General features: G+C 66.5%; 14 protein-coding genes. 8 read left to right on the forward strand and 6 right to left on the reverse strand.

Annotated elements, in window-relative coordinates:
• The first annotated feature begins 14 nt into the window (after positions 1–14).
• The 8 genes from CWO91_RS23890 (at position 15) to CWO91_RS23925 (ending at position 13,700) form a co-directional block, all read left to right on the forward strand.
• Entirely contained in the window at positions 15–2,519 is a 2,505-nt protein-coding gene (locus CWO91_RS23890) for a sensor histidine kinase (protein WP_130216815.1), read from the forward strand.
• Entirely contained in the window at positions 2,516–4,036 is a 1,521-nt protein-coding gene (gene tsaE, locus CWO91_RS23895) for a tRNA (adenosine(37)-N6)-threonylcarbamoyltransferase complex ATPase subunit type 1 TsaE (protein WP_130216817.1), read from the forward strand. Before CWO91_RS23890 ends, tsaE begins: the two co-directional genes overlap by 4 nt.
• An 87-nt stretch (positions 4,037–4,123) precedes the next feature.
• Positions 4,124–4,441, forward strand: coding sequence for a PilZ domain-containing protein (locus tag CWO91_RS23900; protein ID WP_091883010.1), 318 nt, complete (start codon positions 4,124–4,126; stop codon positions 4,439–4,441).
• Between the two features lie 124 nt (positions 4,442–4,565).
• Positions 4,566–5,288, forward strand: coding sequence for a nucleotidyltransferase family protein (locus tag CWO91_RS23905; RefSeq protein WP_130216819.1), 723 nt, complete (start codon positions 4,566–4,568; stop codon positions 5,286–5,288).
• Positions 5,289–5,509: 221 nt separating this feature from the next.
• Positions 5,510–8,656, forward strand: a complete 3,147-nt coding sequence (addB, locus tag CWO91_RS23910; protein WP_130216821.1) for a double-strand break repair protein AddB — start codon at positions 5,510–5,512, stop codon at positions 8,654–8,656.
• Positions 8,650–12,159, forward strand: coding sequence for a double-strand break repair helicase AddA (gene addA, locus CWO91_RS23915; protein WP_165405663.1), 3,510 nt, complete (start codon positions 8,650–8,652; stop codon positions 12,157–12,159). Before addB ends, addA begins: the two co-directional genes overlap by 7 nt.
• Before the next feature lie 67 nt (positions 12,160–12,226).
• Positions 12,227–12,547 (forward strand): thioredoxin, encoded by a 321-nt coding sequence (gene trxA / locus CWO91_RS23920; protein ID WP_008540017.1) that lies wholly within the window; start codon positions 12,227–12,229, stop codon positions 12,545–12,547.
• A gap of 145 nt (positions 12,548–12,692) precedes the next feature.
• Positions 12,693–13,700 carry an ATP-dependent DNA ligase gene (locus CWO91_RS23925; RefSeq protein WP_130216839.1) on the forward strand — a complete coding sequence of 336 codons (1,008 nt, stop codon included), beginning with the start codon at positions 12,693–12,695 and terminating at the stop codon, positions 13,698–13,700.
• A 124-nt stretch (positions 13,701–13,824) separates the two neighbouring features.
• Here CWO91_RS23925 and CWO91_RS23930 read toward each other — a convergent pair whose 3' ends face one another.
• The 6 genes from CWO91_RS23930 to CWO91_RS23955 all read right to left on the reverse strand — a co-directional run bounded on the left by CWO91_RS23930 (position 13,825) and on the right by CWO91_RS23955 (position 19,809).
• Entirely contained in the window at positions 13,825–14,565 is a 741-nt protein-coding gene (locus tag CWO91_RS23930) for a metallophosphoesterase family protein (protein ID WP_130216825.1), read from the reverse strand.
• A 131-nt stretch (positions 14,566–14,696) separates the two neighbouring features.
• Positions 14,697–16,040, reverse strand: coding sequence for a bifunctional folylpolyglutamate synthase/dihydrofolate synthase (locus CWO91_RS23935; protein ID WP_130216827.1), 1,344 nt, complete (start codon positions 16,038–16,040; stop codon positions 14,697–14,699).
• A complete protein-coding gene (gene accD / locus CWO91_RS23940) occupies positions 16,037–16,978 on the reverse strand; it encodes an acetyl-CoA carboxylase, carboxyltransferase subunit beta (RefSeq protein WP_130216829.1) in 942 nt (313 codons plus the stop codon). Before accD ends, CWO91_RS23935 begins: the two co-directional genes overlap by 4 nt.
• A 112-nt stretch (positions 16,979–17,090) precedes the next feature.
• Positions 17,091–17,927 carry a tryptophan synthase subunit alpha gene (gene trpA / locus CWO91_RS23945; protein ID WP_130216831.1) on the reverse strand — a complete coding sequence of 279 codons (837 nt, stop codon included), beginning with the start codon at positions 17,925–17,927 and terminating at the stop codon, positions 17,091–17,093.
• Positions 17,924–19,141: a tryptophan synthase subunit beta gene (trpB, locus tag CWO91_RS23950; protein ID WP_130216833.1), complete on the reverse strand. Its 1,218-nt coding sequence runs from the start codon at positions 19,139–19,141 to the stop codon at positions 17,924–17,926. Before trpB ends, trpA begins: the two co-directional genes overlap by 4 nt.
• Positions 19,138–19,809 carry a phosphoribosylanthranilate isomerase gene (locus tag CWO91_RS23955; protein WP_130216835.1) on the reverse strand — a complete coding sequence of 224 codons (672 nt, stop codon included), beginning with the start codon at positions 19,807–19,809 and terminating at the stop codon, positions 19,138–19,140. The genes trpB and CWO91_RS23955 overlap by 4 nt, the downstream gene beginning before the upstream one ends.
• Between the last annotated feature and the right edge of the window lie 39 nt (positions 19,810–19,848).

Genomic DNA, 19,848 nt, shown 5'->3' on the forward strand with positions numbered 1-19,848 from the left:
ATCTTGGGGCAACTATGTCAGGCGTGATCGTGTCGATGCGTCGGACGCTGCTGTCGTGCACATCGTTGGCGCGCAACGGCTTGTTGGGGGGCGCTTTCGCGGCGCTGCTGCCGGTTGCGCCGGCTGAGGCCGCCGACCTCGTCGACACCCTCTCCATCATGCTGGATTTCAACCGGCAGGAACTCGCGGTGCTCGCCACCGCGCTGGCCCTGCTCGGCTTCTCGGTGGTGGCTGCGATCCTGTTGATGCGCACGCGCGTGCGCACGGCGGATAACGAAGCGCGGCTGCGCGCCCGGATCGGGGAACTGCAGCTCCAGGCCGACCGCTTCGGCGCGCTGCTGTTCGCCGAGCCGCAAATCCTGATCTCCTGGCCGGCCGGCGACAATCGCGCGCAAATCTCCGGCGATATTTCCATGGTGCTGACGCGCGATTCTTCGCCACAACGCGTGCTCGCGTTCGGAACCTGGCTGCCGCCGGAACCCGCCCTCCAGATGGATCATGCGGTCGATGCGCTGCGCGAGCACGGCGACGGGTTCCAGCTGACGCTGACCACCGCACATGGCCATACGCTGGAAGCCATCGGCCGCGCCATCGGCGGCCAGGCCATTGTCAGGATTCGCGAACTCTCCGGGCTCCGGCGCGATCTGGCCGAGACTAATCTGCGTTACAAGGCGCTCGCCGACGAGACCGAGATGCTGCGCGGCTTCGCCGCCGCTTCCCCATGGCCGATCTGGGCCAAGGGCGAGAACGGCGCACTGACCTACGCCAACCCGGCCTATGTGCGCGCGACCGAGGCGAACAGCGTCACCGATGCCCAGGAGCGCAAGCTCGAGCTGCTCGACAGCGCCGACCGCACCGCAATGGATCGGGGACTGAAGGACGCCGCCAACTTCAACTCGCGGCTGCCGATCGTGATCGGCGGCGAGCGGCGCATGTATGACGTGCGCGCGGTCAATGTCGCCAGCGGCAGCGTCGGCGTCGCCATCGATGCCAGCGAGGCAGACGCGCTGAGCTCAGCGCTCGTACGCATGGCGGAGGCGCATCGCCGCACGCTGGACCAGCTCTCCTCGGGCGTTGCCGTGTTCGATGGCCAGCGGCGGCTCGCCTTCTACAATGATTCCTACCGGCGGCTGTGGGATCTCGACCGCACCTTCCTCGACGCCAACCCTGACGATTCCAGCGTGCTCGACCAGCTCCGCGCCGCGCGCAAATTGCCGGAACAGCCGGACTTCCGCGCCTGGAAGGCCAAGCTGCACGAGGCCTATCGCGCGGTCGAGACCGCCAAGGACACCTGGTTCCTGCCCGATGGCCGCGCGCTCTCGGTCGTCACCACGCCGAACCCGGAAGGCGGCGTCACCTATCTGTTCGACGACGTCACCGAGAGCCTCGACCTCGCCCGCCGCTTCGACGGCCTGATCCGGGTGCAGCGCGAGACGCTGGACAGCCTCGCCGAAGGCGTCGCGGTGTTCGGCAGCAATGGCAAGGCACAGCTGTTCAACCCGGCCTTTGTCCGGATGTGGAAGCTGTCCAGCGATGCCATGCGCAGCGAGCCGCATATCCAGACAGTCGAAGGCTGGTGCCATCAGCTGTTCGACGACCCTGGCGTCTGGCGCCAGATCCGCGAAGCCATCACCTCGATCGAGAACCGCGCCGACATCCCGCTCAAGCTGGAACGCAAGGACGGCAGCGTGCTTCATGGCATGATCCGCCCGCTGCCTGACGGCGCGACCATGTTGACGTTCCAGGACATCACCGACACCGAGAATGTCGAGCGCGCGTTGCGCGAGCGCAACGAGGCGCTCGAGGCCGCCGACCAGATGAAGGTGGATTTCGTCCACCACGTCTCCTACGAGCTGCGCTCGCCGCTCACCACCATCATCGGCTTCGCGCATTTCCTCAGCGACCCCTCGACCGGGCCGCTCACGCCGAAGCAGGCCGAATATCTCGACTACGTCACCAAATCGACCAACGCGCTGCTGGCGCTGACCAACAACATCCTCGATCTCGCCACCATCGACGCCGGCGCGATGAAGCTGGAACTCGGCCCGGTCGACGTCAGCAAGACCATCGAGCTTGCCGCCGAGGGCATCCAGGACCGCCTCGCCACCGACCGCATCCGCCTCAAGGTCGAGATCGCGCCCGACATCGGCAGCTTCATCGGCGACGAGAAGCGCGTGGTGCAGGTGCTCTATAACCTCCTCGCCAACGCCGTCGGGTTTTCTCCACAGGATTCCACCGTCGGCATCAGCGCACGCCGCACCGAACGCAGCGTGGTCTTCACCGTGACAGATTCCGGGCCTGGAATACCTGCCGACATGAAGGACAAGGTGTTCAACTGGTTCGAAAGCCGTTCGCAGGGCTCGCGTCACCGCGGCGCCGGGCTCGGCCTGTCGCTGGTGCGCTCCTTCGTCGAGCTGCATGGCGGCAAGGTGCGGGTGGATTCGATCGTCGGCCGGGGCACGGTCGTGATCTGCGATTTCCCGACCGACCAGGCGGCGCATCGCGACGCCGCCGAATGACTGAACCCATCACATTCTCCGTCGCGCTCCACAACGAGACGGCCACCGCGCAATTGATGGCCGACCTTGCGCTACTGGTCGGCCCGGGCGATGTCATCACGCTCACCGGCGATCTCGGCGCCGGCAAGACTGCGGCCGCCCGCGCCATGATCCGCTATCTCGCCGGCGACGACGCGCTGGAAGTGCCGAGCCCGACCTTCACGCTGGTGCAGGGCTATGAGCTGCCGCCCTTCCCTGTGATGCATGCCGATCTCTATCGCGTCGAGGACGAGAGCGAGCTCGAGGAGATCGGTCTGTCGCCACTGCCGGACGCAACCCTCGTTCTGATCGAATGGCCCGAGCGTGCGCCTTCGGCGACGCCGGAAGATCGCATCGACATCGCGCTGACGCACCGGCCGGCGCTGGGCTCGAATGCACGCGCCGCCGACGTCACCGGCTACGGCAAGGGCGCCGCCCAAGTCGCGCGGCTTCAGGCACTGCGCGAATTCCTCGACGCATCCGGCTATCTCGACGTGACGCGTCGGCGCATGGACGGCGATGCCTCGACCCGCTCCTATGCGCGGCTGCTGCGCGACGGCGAGATCGTCATCCTCATGAACTTTCCGCAGCGGCCCGACGGCGCGGCTCTCTATAACGGAAAGTCCTACAGCGCTGCGGTGCATCTCGCCGAGAACGTCAAGCCGTTCGTCGCCATCGACGAAGGCCTGCGCGCACAGGGAATCTCCGCCCCCGCGATCCATCATTCCGATCTCGAACACGGCTTCCTGATCACCGAAGACTTCGGCAGCGAAGGCGTGATCGAGGGCGATCCGCCGCGCCCGATTCCCGAGCGCTACGAGGCCGCGACCGATGTGCTGGCCATGCTGCACGGCAGGACGCTGCCGGAAACGCTGCCGCTCGCGGATCAGACCTACGCTATTCCGGTCTTCGACACCGAGGCGCTGCTGATCGAGATCGGCCTGATGCCGGAATGGTATCTGCCCGACCGCAACGCGCCGCTGAGCGAGGAGGCGCGCGCGGAGTTCTTCGCGATGTGGCGCGAGCTGCTGAGGAAGCCGCTGGCGGCGCCGCGGACGTGGATCATCCGCGACTATCACTCGCCGAACCTGATCTGGCTTGGGAATCGCAGCGGTATCGAACGCGTCGGCGTCATCGATTTCCAGGACACCGTGCTCGGTCCGCAATCCTACGATGTGGTGTCGCTGCTCCAGGACGCCCGCATCGACGTGCCGGAAAGCCTCGAGCTGACGCTGCTGTCGCGCTACATCAAGGCACGGCGCGCCGCCGACGCCAGCTTCGATCCGGCCGGCTTCGCCGAGCTCTACGCCATCATGTCGGCGCAGCGAAACACCCGCCTGCTCGGCACCTTTGCCCGGCTCAATCGCCGCGACGGCAAGCCGCATTATCTGCGTCACCAGCCGCGGATCTGGACCTATCTCCAGCGCTCGCTGGCGCATCCCGCGCTCACCCATCTGCGCGACTGGTATCTCGCCAACGTCCCGCCGCCGCAACCCTAATCCGGGGCCGATTTACCGGCCGTTAGCCAAGATGTCGCTATTCTGGCGGCGAGGCAGCCGATCGTCACGGGGCTGGAGCAAGGGCAGATGGCGGCGAAAGCGGATCAGCGCGGAAATAACCGGGTCGTTTTCGAGCGCGGGGTTCCGGCCCAGATGATGGGCATCGACGGCACCTGGCGGCGCGACTGCACCATGGAGGACGTCTCCGAGACCGGCGCCAAGCTGACCATCGACGGCTCGGTCGAGGGCCTGCACCTGAAGGAATTTTTTCTCCTGCTGTCGTCCACCGGACTTGCGTACCGGCGCTGCGAACTGGCCTGGGTCAATGGCGACCAGATCGGCGTCAATTTCCTCAAACTCGGCGACAAGAAGAAAAAGGCGCGCTCCACAGCCATCGGGGCGTGACGGCAACACTCGTCGTACAACCGTCACGGCGGGCGATTAAGGCGGTTGGGATGCGGTGCGGCAGGCCGGGCGGCATGCTAGGATTGCCGCGAAAGCGAAATCGAGGGATTTGAGAAAGCGAAGAATGTCCGTCAAACCGACCAAAGCCATGGTGCTTGCCGCAGGGTTCGGCCTGCGCATGCGTCCGCTGACGGACAAGATGCCGAAGCCGATGGTGCCGGTGGCCGGACAGCCGCTGCTCGACCACGTGCTCGACAAGCTCAGCCATGCCGGCGTGACCGAGGCGGTGGTCAACGTGCATTACCTGCCGGACCAGATCATCGATCACACCGCATCGCGCCAATCTCCGCGCGTGACCATCTCGGACGAACGCGACCAGGTGCTCGGCACCGGCGGCGGCGTGGTCAAGGCGCTGCCGCTGCTCGGCGATGCGCCGTTCTTCCACGTCAATTCCGACACGCTGTGGATCGACGGCGTGCGCTCCAACCTGACGCGGCTTGCGGAAAACTTCGATCCCGCGCGCATGGACATTCTGCTGCTGATGGCGCCGACCGCGACCAGCATCGGCTATAGCGGCCGTGGCGATTACGGCATGCTGCCCGACGGCGCCCTGCGCAAGCGCAAGGAGAAAGAGGTCGTTCCGTTCGTCTATGCCGGCGCGGCGATCATGTCGCCCGCGATCTTTGCCGATGCGCCCAAGGGCGAATTCTCCCTGACCAAGATGTTCGATCGCGCCAACGAGCAGGAGCGGCTGTTCGGCCTGCGCCTCGACGGCGTCTGGATGCATGTCGGCACGCCTGACGCGGTGCATGCAGCGGAAGAGGCGTTTCTGGAGAGTGTGGCGTAGGCCAGCCTCGAACACAGTGCCGTAGGGTGGGCAAAGCAAAGCGTGCCCACCAATCAAGCCAAGACTCGAAGTTGGTATGGGGGGCACGGCGCAAGCGCGCCTTTGCCCACCCTACGGTACCTGTCTTGATCTCGCGAACAGCGGGGACGACTTCCTCGCGGCCCATGACCATTTGAGTCCATCTCCCTATATTGGCGACTGATTCCCGAATCAGGCAGCCCATGCGCGTTTTCAGCGTTCCCATCTCAGTTCCGTTCCTGCGCACGGTCGTCGCGGCCATGCTCGACGGGCGGCTGGTCGATGGCTTCGAGGCGCGTAAGGAGCCGGCGCGGCTTGCCGATGCCACGCTGTATCTGCCGACCCGGCGCGCGATGCGCGTGGTGCGCGAGATCTTCCTCGACGAGATGAAGGCGGATGCGGTCGTGCTGCCGCGCATCGTCGCGCTCGGTGACATCGACGAGGACGAGCTCGCCTTCGCCGACGAGGGCGAGCAGTTTTCGGGTGCGACACCGCTCGACATTCCGCCGCGGCTCGGCGAGCTCGAACGGCGGCTGACGCTGGCGCAGCTCGTGGCGGCCTGGGCCAAGGGCCCGGTGCTGGCGCCGCTGGTGGTTGGCGGCCCAGCTTCGACACTGGCGCTGGCGGGCGACCTTGCGCGCCTGATCGACGACATGGTGACGCGCGGCGTCGACTGGAGCGAGCTCGACGGGCTCGTGCCGGATAATCTCGACCGCTACTGGCAGCATTCGCTCGAATTCTTGCGCATCGCGCGCATTGCCTGGCCCAGCCATCTCGCCGAGATCAAGCGGATCGAGCCGGCGGCGCGGCGCGATCTCCTGATCGCGGCGGAAGCCAGGCGGCTGACCGCCCATCCGAGCGGGCCGGTGATCGCGGCCGGTTCAACCGGCTCGATGCCGGCCACCGCAAAATTCCTCCATGCGGTCGCATCGCTGCCACATGGCGCCGTGGTGCTGCCGGGCCTCGACACCGATCTCGACGATGACGCCTGGCGCACCATCGGCGGGGTGCGCGATGCGCTCGGCAAATTCGCGGAGCATCCGGCCTCGAACCATCCGCAATATGCCATGCACGCGCTGTTGCAGCGTTTTGGCATCAAGCGCAGCGACGTCGAGATTCTCCAGCCGCCGGCAGAAGGCGGCCGCGATCTGCTCGCGTCCGAATCGATGCGGCCCTCGGCCAAGACGGAAGTTTGGCATGACCGGCTGAAGCAGCCGGATGTCGCCGCAAAGATCGCCGGCGGCATGAAGAATCTTGCGGTCGTGGAAGCCCCCAATCCTGAAATGGAAGCCCTCGCGATCGCCATCGCGATGCGCGAGGCGCGGCACCTCGACAAATCGGCGGCGCTGGTGACGCCCGATCGCGCGCTGGCGCGGCGGGTGATGGCTGCGCTGACGCGATGGGACCTCGCCTTCGACGATTCCGGCGGCGACGTGTTGATGGAAACATCCGCCGGCGTTTTTGCCCGCCTCGCGGCAGAGGCCGCGACCAAGGGCCTGGAGCCGCCGACGCTCTTGGCGATGCTGAAGCATCCGCTGTCCCGGCTCGGCCGCGCGCCCAGCGCGTGGAGGGCGGCGATCGAGGGACTCGAGCTCGCGGTCTTGCGCGGCACACGCCCACCCGCGGGCACGGCCGGCCTCTTGCGCGAATTCAACCGCTTTCGCGACGAGCTGGCAAAACTGTGGCGCGGCGAAATCTCCGCGCTCCATAGGGCCGAGCCGCGCGCGCGGCTCAAGGCCGAGGATCTCGACCGCATCCAGGCGCTGATCGATGCCTTGCAAAAAACATTGGCGCCGATCGAGAGCCTGGCCCCGTCAAAACTGTATGACTTCGCCGAGCTCGCGCACCGGCATCGCGAGATCATGATCGAGCTGTCGCGCGACGAGCAGGGCATTCCGCTCGCCTTCGAGGAGCGCGAAGGCCTCGCCCTCGCCAGCGCCTTCGACGACCTGCTGCGCGGCGGCACGACCAGCGGGCTGATGGTGCCGTTGCCTGACTATCCCGATGTCTTCCAGACCGCGTTCGGCGATCGCGCCGTGCGGCGGCGCGACAGGCCGGGCGCCAGGCTGCAAATCTACGGCCCCCTGGAATCGCGCCTGATGCAGGCCGACCGCATCATCATTGGCGGTCTGATCGAGGGCGTCTGGCCACCGGCCCCACGCATCGATCCCTGGCTCAGCCGGCCAATGCGGCACGAGCTCGGTCTCGATCTGCCGGAGCGCCGCATCGGCCTGTCCGCGCACGACTTCGCGCAATTGCTCGGCGGCGGCGAGGTGATCCTCACCCATTCCGCCAAGGCCGGCGGCGCGCCGGCGGTGGCGTCGCGCTTCCTGCACCGGTTAGAGGCGGTGGCGGGCGACGAGCTCTGGAAGGCGGCAGTTCGCGCCGGCGAGAAATACGTGCAGTTCGCGGGCGCGCTGGACCAGCCCGACGAGGTCAGGCCGATCAAGCAGCCGGAGCCTCGACCGCCGCGCGCGACGCGGCCGCTCAAGATGTCTGTCACCGCGATCGAGGACTGGCTGCGCGATCCCTACACGATCTACGCAAAGCACATTTTGCGGCTGGATGCACTCGATCCGGTCGACATGCCACTCTCGGCCGCCGATCGCGGCTCGGCGATCCATGATGCGCTCGGCGAGTTCACGGAAACCTATGCGGCACGCCTGCCCGACGATCCCGCCCGCGTGCTGCGCGCGATCGGCGAGAAGTATTTTGCGCCGTTGCTGGAGCGCCCCGAGGCGCGGGCGCTGTGGTGGCCGCGCTTCCAGCGCATCGCGCGCTGGTTCGGTGAATGGGAGACGGCGCGGCGCGATGCGATCGAGGCCATCACAGCGGAGACCCATGGCGAGATCTCGATCGTGCTCGATCATCAGCGTAGCTTCCGCCTCTCCGCGCGCGCGGACCGCATCGAGCGCCGCAAGGGCGGCTTCTATGCCATCCTCGACTACAAAACCGGGCAGCCGCCAAGCGACAAGCAGGTCCGCATGGGCCTGTCACCGCAGCTGACGCTGGAAGCCGCGATCCTGCGCGAAGGCGGCTTTCCCGACATCGACGCCAGTGCGTCGGTCAGCCAGCTCGTCTATGTCCGCCTGAGCGGCAACAATCCGGCGGGGGAAGAGCGCATCCTCCAGCTCAAGGTAAACAAAGGTGACGAGCCAATTCCGCCGGACACTGCCGCCGCCGACGCAAGAGCCAAATTGGAGGCGCTGATCCGCGCCTTCGAGGACGAGAACCAGCCGTACACCTCGCTGAACCTGCCGATGTGGGCGAACCGCTACGGCACCTATGACGATCTTGCCCGGATCAAGGAATGGTCTGCGGCCGGTGGATTGGGGATCGAGGAATGGTGAAGGCGCCGCGCCCCATCCCCGACGAGGTGCGCGCGCGGCAGGCGCGCGCATCCGATCCGACCGCCTCCGCTTTCGTGTCGGCCAATGCCGGCTCGGGTAAGACGCATGTGCTGGTGCAGCGTGTCATCCGGCTGCTGCTCTCGGGCGTGCCGCCGGAAAAGATCCTCTGCATCACCTTCACCAAGGCCGCCGCCGCCAACATGGCCGAGCGCGTGTTCACCACGCTCGGCCATTGGGTGACGCTGGACGATGCCGGGCTCGATGCGGCGATCCGCGCCGTCGGCATTCCTCACCCCAGCGCAAAACTGCGGCGCGAGGCGCGAAAGCTGTTCGCCTGTGCGCTGGAAACGCCGGGTGGCTTGAAGGTGCAGACCATCCACGCGCTCTGTACCCGCCTGCTCCAGCAATTCCCGTTCGAGGCCAACGTGCCGGCGCGCTTTGCCGTGATCGACGAGCGCGACCAGACCGACATGATGGAGCGCGCCAATCTGAAGGTGCTGCTCGACGCCGCGCGTGATCCGGAGAGCGTCACAGGTCGCGCGCTGCTGACAGCGATGGCGAGCGCCGCCGACGTCACTTTCAAGGAGGTCGTGCGCGAGGCGTGCCTCAGCCGCGACCATTTCATGGCCTGGACTGACGAGGCGGGCAACGCCGAGCTAGCTGCTGCACAGATGGCGGCCGTGCTGGGCGTCGACGCCGGCGACCGCATCGAGGACGTCGAGACCGAGATTCTCGACGGTCCGTTCCTGCCGCGGTCACGCTGGGACGAGATCGCCTTCGCGCTGGAGGACGGCAGCAAGTCCGACAACGACCAGGCCGGCCGGCTCCGCGAAGCAAAGGTCTTTTCCGGCAGCGCGCAGGTCGATGCATATCTCTGCATCTTCCTCACCGACGACAAGCTGCCGCGCAAGGCAGTGCTGACCAAGAAGTTTTGCGATCACAACCCGTCCGTCGCCCGTCTGTTCGAGGCCGAGGCGCAGCGGCTCGGTGGGCTGGTCGAGAAGCGCCGCGCGGTGATCATGCGCGACCGCACCGCGGCCCTGCTGCACATCGCGACCGCTGCCGCCCAAAACTACCGCCGCGAGAAGCAGGAGCGCGGTCTGCTCGACTATGACGATCTGATCGACAAGACGCTGGCGATGCTGGACCGCGTCTCCTCGGGCTGGGTGCATTACAAGCTCGACCGCGGCGTCGATCACGTGCTGATCGACGAGGCCCAGGACACCAGCCCGCGGCAATGGGACATCGTCGCGCACATCATCTCCGAATTCACCGCAGGCGAAGGCGCGCGCGAAGGGCTGAACCGCACCGTCTTCGCGGTCGGCGACGAGAAGCAGTCGATCTTCTCGTTCCAGGGCGCGGCTCCGCACGAATTCGACGCACGCCGGCGCGAGCTGCACCGCAAGTTCACCGCGGCCGGGCTGAAGTTCGATCCGGTCGCTTTCACCTATTCGTTCCGCTCGGGCGCCGCGATCCTGCACTCGGTCGACCACGTTTTCCGCGATCCCGCGATCTACAAGAGCATCCACTCGGTCGAGATCGGCCATCCCCTGCACAATGCGCTCGCCGATGCAGGCCCAAGCGTGATCGAACTGTGGGATCTCGCGGAAGCCGACGAGAGACAGGACATCGAGGGCTGGCGCGCGCCGTTCGACGGCGTTGCCGTCACCAGCCCCGAGGTCAAGCTCGCCCGCCGCATCCAGACCGAGATCAAGCGGCTGGTCGAGAGCGGCACGCTGACGGGACACGAAGGCGAGCGCCGGCCGCTGCGCTATGGCGACATGCTGATCCTGGTGCGGCGGCGCGGCAATGCCTTCGACGCCGTGATCCAGGCGCTGAAGCACGCTGGCGTCCCGGTCGCCGGCGCCGACCGGCTCAAGCTCACCGAGCACATCGCCATCATCGACCTGATGAACCTTGCGGACGCGCTGCTGCTGCCGCAGGACGATCTCGCACTCGCGGTGGCGTTGAAGAGCCCGCTGTTCGGGCTCGATGACGACGACCTGTTCACGCTTGCCTGGGACCGCAAGGGATCGCTGCGCCGCGCGCTCGGCGAACAGGCGGCCACAAGCGAGAAGTTCGCCACGGCATTGCGGCGCCTGGAAGCCTGCGCGACGCGCGCGCGCGAGGAGACGCCGTTCGCGTTCTACGCCTGGCTGCTCGGCGGCGATGGCGGCCGTGCGCGCATCCTGCGCCGGCTCGGCTTTGAGGCCAACGATGCGCTCGACGAGTTCTTGGAGCTCGCACTGAACTATGAGCGCAAGGCGCCGGCCTCGCTGCAAGGCTTCATGGCCTGGCTGCGTTCGGCCGACACCGAGGTGAAGCGCGACATGGAGATCTCGCGCGATGAGGTGCGGGTGATGACCGTGCACGGCGCCAAGGGCCTGGAGGCCTCGGTCGTGTTCATGGTGGACACCACGTCCTCGCCCGCGGACTCGCAGCGGCTGCGGCTGATCCACGTGCCGCGTGGCAATGGCGGCGAGGTGGTGGTCTGGGCCGGCCGCAAGGCCGACGATCCCAAGCCGGTCGCCGAGGCGCGCAAGGCCATGCTCGAGGAGACCGAGGACGAATATCGCCGCCTGCTCTACGTCGCGATGACGCGCGCCGCCGACCGCCTGATCGTCGGCGGCTGCATGCCCGGCAATATGAGGACCGTCCGCAAGCTGAGCTGGTACGATCTGGTCGACACCGGCCTCGCCGGCTCGGGCCTGGACAAGCAGATCATCGAGACGCCGCTCGGCAAGGTGACGCGATTCGCCCGGCCGGAAGACGTCGCAGCGCTGGGCATGCCGGCGAGGTCCGTGGACCAGACAATCGTTTTGCCGGACTGGCTGCGAGCACCGGCCCCGCGCGAGATCGTCGATGAGGATCCCGTGCGCCCCTCGGGCCAGTCGGCTGAAGAGGGCCGCCGCGTACGCACCGGCGAATCGGTGCAGTCCCGCGCGCTGGCACTGCAACGCGGCACGCTGGTGCACCGGCTGCTGCAATCCCTGCCCGACATCGCCGCCCAGCGGCGGCGCGAGGCCGCACGCGACTTCATGGCACGCAATGCCTCGGACTGGCCGGAGGCCGACCGCACCGCACTGGCCGACAAGGTGCTCGCCTTGATCACTGAGCCGCGCTTCGCCCCGGTCTTTGCCGCCGGCAGCCGGGCCGAGGTCGCCATCGTCGGCAAATTGGAGCGGCCGGGCGGCACCCCGGCGCTGGTGTCGGGGCAGATCGACCGGCTGGTCGTTCGCCCCGAGGAGGTCCTGATCGTCGATTTCAAGACCAACCAGGCAGCACCCAGAAGCGCGACTGAAGCACCCGCCGCCTATGTCCGGCAGCTCGCACTGTACCGGGCGGTGCTGGCGCGGCTTTATCCCCAAAAGTCGATCCGCGCCGTCCTGCTCTGGACCGAGGCCCTTGAATATATGGAGATTTCGGCCCCCGCGCTGGACGCGGCGCTGGCATCCCTTCATCTCGGTGTGAGCGTCCTTGACCCGGCAAGGAGCCGTTCATAGGTTGACCCCATGATCCCGGGCGCGATTCCAGGTCGCGCCGATTCTTTCAACCGAGTGAGGTACTCCAATGGCCGTTAGCAAGGTTTCCGACGCCGATTTCGAAGCCGAAGTGCTCAAGGCGAACGGCCCCGTGGTCGTCGATTTCTGGGCCGAATGGTGCGGCCCCTGCCGCATGATCGCGCCCGCCCTCGACGAGATCGCCGGCGCGATGGGCGACAAGGTCAAGATCGTGAAGCTCAACGTCGACGAGAGCCCGAAGACCGCCTCGAAGTATGGCGTGATGTCGATCCCGACCCTGATGATCTTCAAGGGCGGCGAGATGGCCTCGCGCCAGGTCGGCGCGGCGCCGAAGGCGAAGCTCCAGCAGTGGATCACCTCCGCGGTCTGATCCTTCTCGCGCAGGATTATTTTCGAGAACGGCCGGCGAAAGCCGGCCGTTTTGCGTTGGTGGGGCGTGTTCAGCGTATGACGAGCCCCAATCCTTGCCAGCCCCTCCCGCAAGGCGCGCCCGAAGATCGACCTCTCTCGTCGCGATGGAGGCGCGGTCGGTCGACGAAATCCCGCGCGGGAAGGAGTGGCAGTACGAGCCGAAATGGGACGGCTTTCGCTGCCTGCTGTCGCGCAACGGCAGCGACGTCGATCTCCGCTCGAAATCCGGCGAGGACCTCACGCGCTATTTCCCCGAGATCGTTGCCGCTGCCTTGAGACTGAAAGCGGATCGTTTCACACTAGACGGCGAGATCGTCGTACCGCACGGCAAGGGTTTTTCCTTCGACGCATTGCTGCAACGAATCCATCCCGCGGCAAGCCGCGTGAAGAAGCTCTCGCAGGATACGCCGGCGCTCTACCTCGTCTTCGATCTGCTCGCGACGGCGAAAGACAAGCACCTCGCCGGAAAGTCGTTGACCGAACGACGGCCGGCGCTCGAAGCGTTCGCGAAAGCCAACCTCAAGGGCAGCATCTTCCGTCTTTCACCGTCGACAACGAGCTACGCCACCGCCAGAAAATGGCTGGCGCAATCCGGCGGCGGTTCGGATGGCGTCATCGCCAAGAGCATCGACCTGCCCTACCAAGCCGGCACGCGCGACGGCATGCAGAAGATCAAGAAATTCCGCAGCGCCGATTGCGTCGTCGGCGGCTTCCGCTACGCCACCAACAAGATCGCCGGCAGGAACGTGGTCGGCTCGCTGCTGCTCGGGCTCTATGACGACAAAGGTCTGCTGCACCATGTCGGCTTCACCTCGGCGATCAAGGCGGAGCAGAAGCCAGCCTTGACCGATCGGCTCGAAGCATTGATTGGCGAGCCCGGCTTCACCGGCAACGCGCCGGGCGGGCCGAGCCGCTGGTCCACCGAGCGGTCAGCAAAGTGGTGTCCGCTCAAGCCGAAGCTGGTGATCGAGGTCTGCTACGACCATTTCAGCGGCGAGCGTTTCCGCCACGGCACCTCGATCCTGCGCTGGCGCCCTGACAAGGCGCCGCGGCAATGCACATTCGAGCAGCTGAAGCAGAAAGTGGCCAATCCGATGAAGTTGTTGAGATGACGTGCTCTCGTGCCCCGGACGCAGCGCGAAGCGCTGCAGAGCCGGGGCCCAGAAGCCACGAGTTTGGGTCCCGGCTCTGCGGAGCAGCGCTTTGCGCTGCACCGCGTCCGGGACACGAGAGGATTTACCCGAGCCATCCGGTCGCAATTGCCTGTGCCAATTCAGGTTGCCCGTTACGGTGCGCCAACTCCGCCATCGCTTCATGATCATACACGACGTGTCGGAAGGTCACCTGCCAGGCGCCATCAGCGAGTTCGAGAACGGCATAACGCGCGTGCGGCGTGCCGGCTTCGACGACGTGCGGATACGGATGCTTGTCGCGATAACCAGGGCTGCCGACGCTGCCGGGATTGACGATCAGCCGGCCGTCGCGCAGGCGCACGGCGCGGGCGAGGTGAGTGTGGGCACAGAGAATCAGGGATTGGGTGATGCCTTGTGCGAGCTGCTCGATGCGGTCCAGCGGTGACAGCGCCACCGTGCCGTCGGGATGCACGGTGTCGAGCCAGTAGACCTCGTCGCTGCCGGGCGTCGCATGGCACAGGAAGACCTGGTCGCGAAACACACGCGTCATCGGCTGCGCGCGCAGCCAGTCGAGCTGCGCGGCATTGAGCTGCGCATGGGCGGGACGATCCCACGAGCCCATCTTTTCCGGAGCGCGGTCGAGCAGATAGCGGTCGTGATTGCCGAGCACGTGCACGACGTCGAGCGTCATCAGGATCTCGATCGTGCGGCGCGCATCGAGCGGACCGCTCAGCATGTCGCCGAGATTGACGATGTCGGCGATGCCGAGGGCACGGATCTCGGCGAGCACAGCCTCCAGCGCGAGGTGGTTTCCGTGGACGTCGGCAATCGCGGCAAAACGCATTGGCGTTCTCTCTCTTGCCCCGGACGCAGCGCAGCGCGTCTTCCGCGATGCGCTGCAGAGCCGGGGCCCATGTGGCCTCTGGGTCCCGGATCAGCGCTCCGCTTCGCTGCGCTTGTCCGGGACACGGAAGCTCATGCAGGAGGCGTGCCGTTGATTGCCAGCACGTGGCCGGCCAGATACAGCGAGCCGGTGATCAGGATGCGCGGCGGCACGTCGTAGGCGAGTTTCGCCAATGCGCGCAGCGCAGCTTCGATGCCGGGCGCGGGCTCGACGCGCATGCCGAGGCTGCGCGCGGCGTCCGCGAGGCGGTCGACCGGCATCGCGTTCTCGGTATCGGGGATCGGCACCGCGATGATGTGACGGGTGAGACCGGCGAAATTGGCGAGGAAACCCTGCGCGTCCTTGTTGGCCATCATGCCCGCGATGACGACCAGCGGCCGCGACACCCGCTCTTCGAGATCGCCGAGCGCAGCCGCCGCGACACGCCCGCCCTCGGCATTGTGTCCGCCATCGAGCCAGATGTCCGAGCCCTGCGGTCCCCAAGAGAGCAGCTCGCCCGAGGTGATGCGCTGCATCCGCGCCGGCCATTCCGCGCCGACGATACCGGCCTCGAATGCCGCCTGGTTGACCTTGAACGCCGGGACGGCGCGCAGCGTCGCGATTGCAAGGCCGGCATTGTCGAACTGGTGGCGGCCGAACAGGCGCGGCGCCGGAAGATCCATCAAACCACGATCGTCGGAATAGACCAGACGTCCGCGCTCGACATTGACGTGCCAGCTTTCGTTCGCCGCAAACAGCGGCGCGCGCAAGCGCCTGGCCTGTGCCTCGATCACGGCCATCACCTCGCCCGCCTGCTCGGCGCAAATCACGGGCACGCCGCGCTTGATGATCGCGGCCTTCTCGCCGGCGATCGATGCCAGGGTCGACCCAAGGAAGTCCATATGGTCCATGCTGACAGGCGTAATCACGCAGGCCGCCGGGGCATCGATCACATTGGTCGAATCGAGCCGGCCGCCGAGGCCGACTTCGAGCAGCACCACGTCGGCCGGATTCTGTGCGAACAGATGCAAGGCCGCGGCGGTCTTCAGCTCGAACAGGGTCGCAGCCTCGCCGGCATTGACGCGCTCGACCTCTTCGAGAGCGGCGCGCAGTTCATCGTCACTGACGAGCACGCCGCCGCCGACGCGACCCAGCCGGAAGCATTCGTTGATGCGGACGAGATAGGGTGAGGTGTAGGCGTGGACGCGCAAGCCTGCGGCCTCCAGCGTCGCGCGCAGATAAGCGAGCGTCGAACCCTTGCCGTTGGTGCCGGCGATATGGATCACCGGCGGCAGCTTGCTTTCGGGATGGCCGAGCCGCGCGAGCAGGCGGTGCATCCGCTCGAGCCCGAGATCGATGCGTTTCTGATGCAGGGCCGACAGCCGCCCGATCAATTCGCCGAGCGGCGGCTTTGCGCTGTCAGGGGACGCGTTCACGCGTGGGGCGCGGCCGGCGCCGTTTCGGCGGCCGATACGATCTGCGCCGGGCTCGCGACCGGCTGCACCGGCTTCGATGCGCTTTCCTGCGCCGGCGCCTTGGTCAGCAGGCGGCAGAGTCGCGCCAGTGTCGGACGCAATTCGTGGCGATGCACGACCATGTCGACCATGCCGTGCTCCTTCAGATACTCGGCGCGCTGGAACCCCTCGGGGAGTTTTTCGCGGATGGTCTGCTCGATCACGCGCGCGCCGGCAAAGCCGATCAGGGCGCCGGGCTCGGCGATCTGCACGTCACCGAGCATGGCATAGGACGCAGTGACGCCGCCGGTGGTCGGATTGGTCAGCACGACGATATAGGGCAGCTTTGCCTCACGCAGCATCTGCACCGCGACGGTGGTGCGGGGCATCTGCATCAGCGACAGGATGCCTTCCTGCATGCGCGCGCCGCCGGATGCGGCGAACACGATGAACGGCGAATTCTTCTCGACCGCAAGCTCCATTCCGCGCACGATGGCCTCGCCTGCGGCCATGCCGAGCGAGCCGCCCATGAAATCGAAATCCTGCACGGCGACGACGACGGCGGCGCCTTCGAGCTTGCCGTAGCCGACCTTGATCGCGTCGTTGAGGTTGGTGCGCGCACGGGCATCCTTGACGCGATCGACGTATTTCTTCTCATCGCGAAACTTGAGCGGATCGGGCGTGACCTCGGGCAGCGCGACGTCGAACCAGGTCTCGTTGTCGAAGATCGACTTCAACCGGGCCACCGCGCCCATGCGCATGTGGTAGTTCGAGCCGGGAATGACGAACTGGTTGGCCTCGACGTCCTTGTAGAACACGAGCTGTCCGGAATCCGGGCACTTGATCCACAGGTTCTCCGGCGTCTCCCGCCGCAGCATGTTGCGGATTTTCGGCCGGACCACATTGGTAAGCCAGTTCATGGTTTGCTCCGATGTGCGAACCCGCCTCGCGGATCGCCTGAAGGGATATATGGCGGCCGGGCCGCTGCCCGGCAAGCCGCCGTGTCGCCCGCCCCAAGAGCGGAATTATGGCCTATTCCGCCGCCTGTTGCGCGCCCTTGACGCCCTGGGCCAGGGCCGCAGTCAATTCGGCGACGGCGTTGACGGTTTTGCCAGTCGCCCGCCCGTCCGCATCGAGGCTGTTCCTGAGCGCATCGACCAGCGCGGTGCCGACGACCGCGCCATTGGCATGCGAGGCGATGGCGCGCGCAGCCTCCGGCGTGCGGATGCCGAAGCCGACGCAGACCGGCAGTTTTGTGTGTCGCTTGATGCGGGCCACTGCTTCGCTCACCGCCGAGGAGTCCGCAGCCGCAGCACCGGTGATGCCGGTGATCGAGACGTAATAGACGAAGCCCGAAGTGTTGGCGAGCACGGCCGGCAGACGCTTGTCGTCGGTGGTCGGCGTCGCCAGACGAATGAAGTTGAGACCAGCCTTCATCGCGGGGAGACAGAGCTCGTCGTCTTCCTCCGGCGGCAGATCGACGATGATCAGACCATCGACGCCCGCGCTCTTGGCATCGACGAGAAATTTATCGACGCCATAGATGTAGATCGGGTTGTAATAGCCCATCAGCACGATCGGCGTGGTGTTGTCGTCCTTGCGGAAGCCGCGCACCAGCTCGAGCGTCTTCTTCAGCGTCATACCCGCCTTGAGCGCGCGCAGACCCGCGGCCTGGATCGACGGACCATCGGCCATGGGATCGGTAAAGGGCATGCCGATTTCGATCACGTCGGCGCCCGCCTTCGGCAGTGCCTTGATGATCTCGAGCGACGTCGCCGCATCAGGGTCGCCGGCCATCAGGAAGGTCACGAAGGCCGAGCGGCCCTGCTTCTTCAGCTCGGCAAAACGGGTGTCGATACGCGTGGTCACTTGCTCTTGCCCCTGAGGATGTCGCCGACCTGCGGGACGTCCTTGTCGCCGCGGCCGGAGAGGTTGACGACCATCAGGTGATCCCGAGGCCGCTTCGGCGCGAGCTCCATCACCTTGGCGATGGCATGGGCGGGCTCGAGCGCGGGAATGATGCCTTCCAGGCGCGACAACAGCTGGAATGCGGCGAGTGCTTCGTCATCAGTCGCGGAGAGATAGTTCACGCGGCCGACCTCGTGCAGCCAGGAATGCTCGGGGCCGATGCCGGGATAGTCGAGACCGGCCGAGATGGAATGCGCATCCTGGATCTGGCCGTCTTCATCCATCAAGAGATAGGTGCGGTTGCCGTGGAGCACGCCGGGGCGGCCGCCCGCGATCGAGGCCGCGTGCAGCTGCGTGAGGCCGTGGCCCGCGGCCTCGACGCCGAAGATCTCGACCGAGGGGTCGTCGAGGAACGGATGGAACAGGCCCATCGCGTTGGAGCCGCCGCCGATGCAGGCGATCAGCGAATCCGGCAGCCGGCCCTCGACCTCCTGCATCTGCGCCTTGGTCTCGTTGCCGATGATCGACTGGAAGTCGCGCACCAGCGTCGGATAGGGATGCGGGCCCGCCACCGTGCCGATGCAGTAGAAGGTGTTGTGCACGTTGGTGACCCAGTCGCGCAGCGCCTCGTTCATGGCGTCCTTCAGCGTGCGCGTGCCCGACTGCACCGGGAACACCTTGGCGCCCAGCATCTCCATGCGGATGACGTTGGGCTGCTGCCGCTCGACGTCGACGGCGCCCATATAGACCACGCATTCCAGGCCGAAGCGCGCGCACAGCGTCGCGGTGGCGACACCGTGCTGGCCGGCGCCGGTCTCGGCGATGATGCGCTTCTTGCCCATGCGCCGCGCCAGCATGATCTGGCCGAGCACGTTGTTCACCTTGTGCGAGCCGGTGTGGTTGAGCTCCTCGCGCTTCAGGTAGATTTTCGCACCGCCGAGATGCTCGGTGAGGCGCTCGGCGAAATAGAGCGGCGAGGGCCGGCCGACATAGTTCTTGAGGTAGCCGTTCATCTCGGCCTGGAACGCCGGATCGGCCTTGGCTGCGGTATAGGCCTTTTCCAGATCGAGGATCAGCGGCATCAAGGTTTCAGCGACGAAGCGGCCGCCGAAAATGCCGAAATGGCCGCGCTCGTCGGGGCCGCTGCGGTAGGAATTGGGTTTGGCGACGTTCATCGGACACTCAACTCTTGGCTTGTATCTTGGCTGGCGCGCGCGGCGCGAATGAAGGCCTTGATCATCTCGGGATCCTTGACGCCGGGGGCGCTCTCGATACCGGAGGAGACGTCGACGCCGCCGGCGCCGGTGACGCGGAGGGCTTCGGCGACGTTGTCGGCGTGAAGCCCGCCCGAGACCAGATAGGGCAGGGACAGATTGAGATTTTCGAGCAGGTGCCAGTCGAACGGCGCGCCGAGACCGCCGGGGCGGGTTGCATCTTTCGGTGCCCGCGCATCGAACAGGATGCGGTCGGCGACTGCGGCGTAGCCGGGCAGCACCGCGAGATCGGCAGATGTGGCGACCGGCACCGCTTTCATCACCGGACGGCCGAACCGCTGCTTGATGTCGCGCAGCCGCGCCACGCTCTCCTTGCCGTGGAGCTGGAGAATGTCGGGTGACAGCGCGTCCATGATGTTGTCGAGCGTGGCGTCGTCGGCATCGACGGTCAGCGCGACCTTGAGCGCGCGCCGCTTCACCTGGCGGCCGAGCTCGCGTCCCGCGTCCAACGACAGGTGCCGCGGCGACGGCGGAAAGAACACGAACCCCACCATGTCGGCACCCGCCTCGAGCGCCACCTCGAGCGTCTCGGGCGTAGACAGGCCGCAGATCTTGACGAGCAGGGACATGGTCTCAGAGCGGATGGAGGCCGCGGGCCGCGGCCGGAA

This window comes from Bradyrhizobium genosp. SA-3, assembly GCF_004212635.1.
In the GTDB taxonomy this organism is placed as follows: domain Bacteria; phylum Pseudomonadota; class Alphaproteobacteria; order Rhizobiales; family Xanthobacteraceae; genus Bradyrhizobium.